11 protein-coding genes are annotated in these 8,002 nt (G+C 67.2%); 10 read left to right on the plus strand and 1 reads right to left on the minus strand.

Annotation, left to right across the window (positions count from 1 at the left end; all coding sequences use genetic code 11):
• Positions 1-113 precede the first annotated feature (113 nt).
• Entirely contained in the window at positions 114-725 is a 612-nt protein-coding gene (locus tag WBP48_RS17580) for an exonuclease domain-containing protein (RefSeq protein ID WP_424442030.1), read from the minus strand.
• Positions 726-1,113: 388 nt separating this feature from the next.
• Here WBP48_RS17580 and WBP48_RS17585 point away from each other — a divergent pair, with 388 nt between their 5' ends.
• The 10 genes from WBP48_RS17585 to WBP48_RS17630 all read left to right on the plus strand — a co-directional run bounded on the left by WBP48_RS17585 (position 1,114) and on the right by WBP48_RS17630 (position 7,997).
• Positions 1,114-1,458 (plus strand): hypothetical protein, encoded by a 345-nt coding sequence (locus WBP48_RS17585; RefSeq protein ID WP_424442031.1) that lies wholly within the window; start codon positions 1,114-1,116, stop codon positions 1,456-1,458.
• 9 nt (positions 1,459-1,467) lie between these two features.
• Positions 1,468-2,541, plus strand: coding sequence for a redox-regulated ATPase YchF (gene ychF / locus WBP48_RS17590; RefSeq protein ID WP_424442032.1), 1,074 nt, complete (start codon positions 1,468-1,470; stop codon positions 2,539-2,541).
• Between the two features lie 116 nt (positions 2,542-2,657).
• Positions 2,658-2,879 carry a hypothetical protein gene (locus WBP48_RS17595; RefSeq protein WP_424442033.1) on the plus strand — a complete coding sequence of 74 codons (222 nt, stop codon included), beginning with the start codon at positions 2,658-2,660 and terminating at the stop codon, positions 2,877-2,879.
• On the plus strand, positions 2,870-3,289 hold the full coding sequence (locus WBP48_RS17600; protein ID WP_424442034.1) for a PIN domain nuclease: 420 nt from the start codon (positions 2,870-2,872) through the stop codon (positions 3,287-3,289). Before WBP48_RS17595 ends, WBP48_RS17600 begins: the two co-directional genes overlap by 10 nt.
• 289 nt (positions 3,290-3,578) lie before the next feature.
• Entirely contained in the window at positions 3,579-3,974 is a 396-nt protein-coding gene (locus WBP48_RS17605; protein ID WP_424442035.1) for a VOC family protein, read from the plus strand.
• Between the two features lie 41 nt (positions 3,975-4,015).
• A complete protein-coding gene (locus tag WBP48_RS17610; RefSeq protein WP_424442036.1) occupies positions 4,016-4,801 on the plus strand; it encodes a GNAT family N-acetyltransferase in 786 nt (261 codons plus the stop codon).
• 537 nt (positions 4,802-5,338) lie between these two features.
• Entirely contained in the window at positions 5,339-6,082 is a 744-nt protein-coding gene (locus WBP48_RS17615) for an EamA family transporter (RefSeq protein WP_424442037.1), read from the plus strand.
• A gap of 52 nt (positions 6,083-6,134) precedes the next feature.
• The gene (locus tag WBP48_RS17620) at positions 6,135-6,824 is read left to right on the plus strand and encodes an alpha/beta fold hydrolase (RefSeq protein WP_424442038.1); all 690 of its coding nucleotides are present in this window, start codon (positions 6,135-6,137) and stop codon (positions 6,822-6,824) included.
• A gap of 283 nt (positions 6,825-7,107) precedes the next feature.
• A complete protein-coding gene (locus WBP48_RS17625) occupies positions 7,108-7,251 on the plus strand; it encodes a hypothetical protein (RefSeq protein ID WP_424442039.1) in 144 nt (47 codons plus the stop codon).
• A gap of 203 nt (positions 7,252-7,454) precedes the next feature.
• Entirely contained in the window at positions 7,455-7,997 is a 543-nt protein-coding gene (locus WBP48_RS17630; RefSeq protein WP_424442040.1) for a hypothetical protein, read from the plus strand.
• The last annotated feature ends 5 nt before the right edge of the window (positions 7,998-8,002 follow it).

The following is an 8,002-nucleotide window of genomic DNA, read 5'->3' on the forward strand; positions in this document are numbered from 1 at the left end:
GAGCAGGCCCGCGAACAGGCTCGCGACGATCAAGACGGTGACGATGACGGCATCCATGGTGACAGCGTGCCGCACCCCTCCGACATCGGTCGGTATGAGTGGCCGTCGGCGCGTCACGCGGCGGCCACGGCCTCCACGGCTGTGCTTGCGGCGGCGGGCACCGGGATCCGGGGCACCCGCAGCCCCAGCAGCATCGCGAGCTCGACGATGTCCTGGGCACCGGCGCGGTGCGCGGCATCGATCATGATGTGCGCGCACGCCAAGGCATCCGCCGTCGCGTCGTGATGCGCGAAGTCGAGGAACCCCGCCGCGGCAGCCACGAGCGGTAGCCGGTACGAGGCCAGCTGGTACGTCTTGCGCGACACCTGCAGGCTGCACATGTAGCGGTACGGCGGGCACGCGGCATCCGTCACTTCGCACGCGCGGCGCAGCACCGTCATGTCGAACCCGGCGTTGTGCGCGACGAGCACATCGTCGCCGACGAACGCCGTGAGGTCGGCGAGCTGGGTCGTCCAGTCGGCGGCGCCCTCGACGTTTTCGGCACGGATGCCGTGGATACCGATGTTGAGCTCGAAGAACCGATCGTGACCGGTCGGCGGCTTGATGAGCCACCCCTCGGACGCGACGACCCGCCCGTCCCGGACTCGGGTGAGGCCCACGGCACACGCTGACGCGCTGGAGGAGTTCGCTGTCTCGAAGTCGATCGCGGTGAAATCCAGGGGCACACCCCTACTCTCCGCCGCACCCCGGCCGGCGTAGGGGAGGCGCGCCGGGCGGCGTCCGGGCGATCTGGTGACCGTGTGACCGCTGGCGCGTTCCCGTCTGAGAAGCAGGCTGGATCGGCATCCGCTCCGCTTCCAGCCCCGTCGAAGCGCGATCCAGCCTGCTTTCGGTACATCAGCCCGAGGCGGTGAGCCGCGTAGACTGAGACCCCGTGGCTCTCACCATCGGGAATGTGAGTACCTAACGCACATCGCGACGGCGATCCGATCGTCGATCATCGCTCACGTCGTTCGATAGGGTCGACTCGATGTGGGCGAGACCTCCGCAGCAACGCGCCCTACACGACCGTTCCGAATCGCCGCCATCCTCTTGCTGGTGCAGGGCGCTGTCATGGAGGCTTCTGCGTTCTTCGCGCTGCCGGTTCTGCTCTCGCTCGGGGTGGCACAAGAGACGATCGGCGAGCACGTGTTCGCGCTCGACTATTTGCGGGACAACCTCTACTCGATGATGGTGATGAGCGGAGTCTTCGCCGCGCTGCGCATCGTCGGCGCGGTCGGATTGCTCCGCGATCGAATGTGGGGCCTGGCGGTCTCGGTGACGATGATCACCGTCACGCTCGTGTTGATGATCTTCCTGCTTCCTGCGGGGATCGCCGACGGGATCCTCTCACGTCTCGCGCTCGTGCTGATCGCGCGCGGCTGGTTCGTGGATCGGCGGGTTTCGTCGCGCAACTAAGCTCGTTGTGTGGCTTTAACCATCGGAATCGTTGGTCTTCCCAACGTCGGCAAGTCGACCCTGTTCAACGCACTCACCAAGAACGACGTGCTCGCGGCGAACTACCCGTTCGCGACGATCGAGCCGAACGTGGGGGTCGTCAGCCTTCCCGATGAGCGGCTGACGAAGCTCGCGGAGATCTTCCACTCGGAGCGGATCCTGCCCGCCCCGGTGTCGTTCGTCGACATCGCGGGCATCGTCCGCGGTGCGAGCGAGGGGGAGGGGCTGGGCAACAAGTTCCTCGCCAACATCCGCGAGGCCGACGCCATCGCGCAGGTCGTCCGCGGGTTCGCCGACGACGATGTCGTGCACGTCGACGGCAAGGTTGACCCGGCATCCGACATGGAGACCATTAACGCCGAACTGCAGCTGGCCGACCTCGAGACCCTCGAGAAGGCGATCACGAGGTATGAGAAAGAGGTGCGCGGTCGCAAGCGCGATCCATCCGTGCTGGCCGCCGCCGAGGCCGCGCGCGAGGCGCTGCAACGCGGCGAGCTGCTCTCGGCATCCGCTCTGGACCTGGCGCCGATCAAGGAGCTGGGACTGCTCACCGCGAAGCCGTTCCTCTTCGTCTTCAACGTCGACGAGGCGGTGCTGACGGATGCCGACCGCAAGGCCGCACTGGCGGCGCTCGTCGCCCCGGCGAAAGCGGTGTTCCTCGACGCGAAGATCGAGTCCGAGCTCATCGACCTCGACCCCGAGGATGCCGCCGAGCTGCTCGCCTCGACCGGCCAGGACGAGTCGGGACTCGACCAGCTCGCCCGCGTCGGGTTCGACACGCTGGGGCTTCAGACGTATCTGACGGCGGGTCCCAAGGAGGCGCGCGCGTGGACGATCGGCAAGGGCTGGAAGGCGCCGCAGGCGGCCGGGGTCATCCACACCGACTTCGAGAAGGGCTTCATCAAAGCAGAGGTCATCTCGTTCGACGACCTCGTCGAGACCGGCTCGGTCGTCGCCGCCCGCGCCGCCGGCAAGGCGCGTCTGGAGGGCAAGGACTACGTCATGCAGGACGGAGACGTCGTGGAGTTCCGCTTCTCGAACTGACGAGAGCGACGAGTGTCCCCCCAGGGCCGTAGAGCACCCGTTCGTGCTGTCGCAGAATCGGCCACCGCCTCCGTACGCTTGATATCTTGATATCAAGAAAGATCCTGGAGGCGGTCATGACGAACGTGCTGATTCGTGGGCTCAGCGACGAGGCGGTCGCCCGAATCGACCGGGCCGCCGAAGAGCTGGGTCTGTCTCGAAACGAGTACCTGCGTCGTCGGCTCGAGGACGATGCTCCTCGGGCGACGACGAAGACGACGGAGGAGGACTGGAGGCGGTCTGGGGAGATCTTCGCCGATCTCGCTGATCCTGACGTCATGGCCGGCGCATGGCGGTGACGAACTGGCTCATCGACAAGTCGGCTCTCGTGAGACTCCAGCTCGGCGACGTTGCTGACGCCGAGAGCTGGAAGGCCAGGATCGATCGTGGGCTCGTCCGGATCTCGACGATCACTCGCTTAGAACTCGGGTACTCCGCTCGAACAGGTGCTGAGGGGCGTGAAGGGCTTCGTCAACCGCCTCTCTCCCTGATGCCCGTCGAGCGGATCACTCCTGCCATCGAGGACAGAGCCGAGGAAGTGCAGATGCTCTTGGCCGATCGCGGCCAGCACCGCGCGCCGTCCATTCCAGACCTCCTGATCGCTGCAACCGGGGAGAAGGCCGGGCTGACGGTGTTGGCCGTTGACAAGGACTTCGATCTGATCGCCCAGATCACGGGCCAGCGGGTGGAGACACTGGCGCCGAGGTGAGTCCTTTGCGCACGGCCAACGCTGACGTAGGCCCGTGGAGTTCCGCTTGGCATCATTGACAGCATCAAGTGAAGTGATTGTTGAGGTGACGCGATGAGGACGACTGTTGCTATCGACGATCAGATCCTGGCGCGCGTACGATCCTGGTCGACACTTCGAAGTCCTGACGCTGGTCGACGGAGACGCGTTGTGGGGCGCGGGCTGAGCGCCGTTCTTGATGTCGTCGCTCCGGGCGCGGACCTGGACTGCTGACAGCGCAATCGCCCGGATCTGAAGCTACTCTCGTGCCATGACCGGCCTCACCCCGTACCTGCACTTTCCCGGCGTCGCTCGTGGCGCTCTGACGTTCTACCAGAGTGTTTTCGGCGGGGACCTCGTGCTCAACACCTACGCGGAGTTCGGCCGCACGGACGGACTCCAAGAGTCGATTGCGCACGGCATGCTACGGGGACGGGTCGAACTGTTCGCCGCCGACGCTGGACCTGATGATGAGACGCTGGAGCTTCGCGGAGTCATGTTCTCCTTGCTCGGCACCGCTGCGCCCGCTGAACTCGAGTCGTGGTTCACGGCTCTGGCCGATGGCGGCCGAATAGTCGACCCACTGCAGCAGCGGCCCTGGGGCGACCACGACGGGACCATCGTCGACCGCTTCGGTGTGACCTGGCTCATCGGGTACGAGGGCTGACTCCCGCTGCGCATCGGGACGAGCGACCGGGAGTGACGACGATGGATGCCACCGCACTGCTGCGTGCCTATGACGAGCAGCTTCGCACGGATGCCGAGACGCGCAGCGCCGTCTCGGTCATCTCGCTCGGACCTCTGCGACTCGCCGACTTCGACGGCGGGGAGGGCTTCGTGACCTACCGCGATCTGGGCGGTTCCGACGCCGGACGGATCCGGCGTCTCGTGGCAGCCGCGCGCGCATTCTTCGAAGCGGACTCAGCGATCACCGAGGTCGAATGGAAGACGCGCGGGCACGATCAGGCTCCGGGCCTGCACGACGCGCTCGTCGCCAGCGGATTCGTGCCTGAAGAACCCGAGTCGATCATGTTGGGCGATGCCGCGTCGCTGGCCGTCGACGTTGCGCTGCCCGACGGCGTGACACTCCGCAGAGTGCGGGACGAGCGCGACGTGCGAGCCATGTGCGCGATGCAGGATCGCGCCTTCGGCGGGCAGGTCTCCGAACACCATGCCGATGCGATTCTCCGCCGGCTCGCAGACGATGACGGTATGGAGCTGTGGATCGCGGAGGCCGCGGGTGAGGTCGTCAGCGCGGGACGTCTCGAGCCCGTCCCCGGGACGGACTTCGCCGGAATCTGGGGCGGCGCGACGCTGGAGACATGGCGAGGAAAGGGCATCTATCGCGCTCTGACCTCGGCCCGAGCCCGCTCCGCGCTCGCGCTCGGAAAGTCGCTCGTGCACAGCGACTCGACGGAGTATTCGCGTCCGATCCTCGAACGCTCGGGCCTCATCAAGGTGTCGACGACGACGCCCTATGTATGGCGACGTTGAGCTGGCGCGCACCACAGTGCGGTCGGCGCTATCGTCCGCCCGCCAGCAGCGCCAGAATCTGGTGCACCTGATCGACCAGCTGCATCGGATAGGGTGCCGCGTCGACCCGCGTAACGCGGGCGATGCTTGGCCTGCCCTCGCCCCACCGTCGGATCCACGCTCGCCCAGGCGACGTCGCCACGGGAGCGCATGCGGCTCACTTCGTTGCCTCGAAGCGTGTGATCGCGTCCTCGGCATCCGCGATGAAGACGGCATCGGCCTCATCGAGCGCGTCGAGGCGGGGTCTGGTCGTGAACAGCGATCGATGATCGGCGCGGACCCGGCGACGTAGGCTGGCTTCGATGACCGTCGCGTCCGATTCCGCTGTCCGCTGATGTGGATCGCGTATGCGCTCGGGTCGGCGCTGTTCGCGGGGCTCACCGCGATCCTCGCCAAGGCGGGCGTCAAGACCACACCGTCGAACCTCGCGACCGCGCTGCGCACCGTCGTCGTCCTCGTCGGGGCCGTCGGCATGGTCCTGCTCGTCGGCTCCGGGGCATGGTCCTGCTCGTCGGCTCCGGGGCGACGATCGCGCAGATCGGCGCGCAGTCGTGGATCTTTCTCATCCTCTCGGGGCTCGCGACCGGAGCGTCGTGGCTCTGCTACTTCCGGGCGCTGCAGATCGGTCCGGCGTCGAAGGTCTCGGTCGTCGACCGGTCGAGCATCGTGCTCACTGTGCTGTTCGCGATCCTGCTGCTGGGCGAGACCGACGACCTCGTGGCACGGCTGGCGGGCATCGCCCTCATCGCGGCCGGGACCTACCTCATGATCGACCGCCGGCGCGGCGTCACCGGTGCCGGCACGACGGCGGCGACCGGACCGTGGCTCGTGTATGCCGCGGCATCCGCCGTCTTCGCGGCGCTCACCGCGATTCTCGGCAAGGTCGGCATCACGGACGTCGAATCGAACCTCGGCACCGCGATCCGCACCGTTGTCGTGCTGATCATGGCGTGGATCGTCGTCGCCGTGTCGCGCGAGAAGGCCGCGCTGCGGCGCATTCCGCGCCGCGAGCTCGTGTTCATCGCGCTGTCAGGGCTCGCGACCGCGGCATCCTGGCTGTGCTTCTGGCGCGCGATGCAGGAGGGACCCGCGAGCGTCGTCGTACCCATCGACAAGCTGAGCGTCGTCGTGACCGTCGCGCTCGCCGCCGTCTTCTTCCGCGAGCGGCAGTCGCCCCGTGCGCTGCTCGGACTCGGTCTGATCGTGGTCGGCACGCTCATCATGGTCGTGGCGGCCGGGTAGCGTCGGCGGTCGGAGCGTCCTCGTCATCAAGGCGTCCCTAAGATGGGGAACCGTGAGTGAGCGCCAGATCTTCGAGCCCTACGGCCGCGCCGTCCCCTACACCGACGAAGGCGCCGGCCCCGCCGTCGTCCTGCTGCCCGCCGCGGGCTTGGACTTCGCGTACCTCGGAACTCTCGGCAGCATCCTCGTCGAAGAGGACTTCCGCGTCGTGCGCATCGGAACCCGTAGCGCGCAGCAAGCGGATGCCGTGACCCTCCACGACCTGGCTCAGGACGTCGTCGATGTGCTCGCGGAACTCGGCATCGCGGACGCGTGGATCGGCGGGCACGCCTTCGGTGGTGCCATCGCGCGGACGGTGGCTCTTGACCACCACGACCGCGTGGGCGGCGTGCTCCTCCTCGGCGTCGAGACCGGCGACGCCGACGCCGATGAACGCGCTCGTGAGGTGTCCGCCGTCTTCGGCGAGACCTTCGCGCCGCAGGGTGACCTCGTCGCGCTTCAGACGACCGCGCTTGCCGCCACACCCTCGGGGGAGTGGGCGCCGATCGCCGGCGACACTCCGACCCTCGTCATCCAGGGCTCCGCCGACCGTGTCACCCCGAGCCGGAACGGCGTGGACCTGCAGGCGACCGCTCCCGGTCTGGTCAGCGTGAAGAGCGTAGAGGGCGCCGGCCACTTCTTCGCGCTCACTCACCCGGGGGAGACGTCGTGGTTCATCGAGGATTACCTCGACTGGGACTGATACGAAAGTGTCGAGACATGAGCCAGATTTCCTTACCCCACGGCGCGGCAGCGCCACTGAAAAGCTGATACGTCCCCCCTTCTCTCGCGGCGCGGGAAGGATCGGCGGGGACGTATCATCGAGTCATGGCGACTTCGAACCTGCCCACCCCTCAGCTCCAGCCGATCGGCGACGACAAGAATCTCTTGGCCGCCTCGGAGGGCGCCTCGTGCTGCGGCGGAGCATGCTGCAGCACGAACTGACCGTCACCGGCGGAACGGTGTATTGCCCCTAGCATGTGGGAATGACCACTTCCACCGGGCTGTCCGGTCACGTCAAGCGCGTCCTCCTCACCGAGGAGTCCGTCTATGGTCTCATCCTCGTCTCCGGGATGATCGTCGTCAGCAACAGCCTGGTGGGCACCTCTCTGACCCGGATCCGCGGGTAGTGGGGTGGTGGGTCGGCGTGGGAAAAGAGAAAGTGCCTTCTGATCTGGGACGATGGTGATTGCGAAGTCAGTCAGCGTCGGATCAGGGAGGCACTTTCTTGGTGGCAACGATACGGGGTGGGAAGCGGTCGCGGAAGCGGGCGCGCCGGGTGTGTGTCGGAGCGGCGGATACGAGGCTGACTCCTGCCGCGGGGGTGGAGGCGGTGCGGGAGCTGGACCGGGTGTTGGGGATCACCGCGGCGCTGGATGAGGGGCTCGGTCAGGTCAAGCAGCGCGCCCGCGGGCTGAGCGCGGGGCAGACGCTGATGACGATGGCCTCGGCGCAGCTGGCCGGGGAGGAGTTCATGGTGGGCCTGGATCGGCGGCGGGCCGATACCGCCGGGCAGGTGCTGGAGCCGGTGCCCACGCCGGCGTCGACGACGTGGGCGGGCAACGCGAGACGGTTCACCGATGCGCGCCTTGCGGGGTTGCCCGCCGCGATGAAGACGATCAACACGAGGTGGGTGTCCCGGCTTCCCGCGCCGCGGCGCGGCGTCTTGCTGCGGGAGGCCACGATCGACGGGGACGCCACCGATGTCGAGGTCTACGGGCGCAGCAAGGACGGCGCCGCACACGCCTATACCGGCGGGGGGTGTCAGATGGTCTGTGTAAGGGGTGCTTATCACCTCGAAGGAGAACATCATGGAGACCATGGCAGTCAGTCCGGAGCGCGAGGAGCGTCGTCGGCGTCAGAAGGAGCTTGCTGACTCGT

Source organism: Microbacterium sp. (assembly GCF_049661145.1).
Classification (GTDB): domain Bacteria; phylum Actinomycetota; class Actinomycetes; order Actinomycetales; family Microbacteriaceae; genus Microbacterium.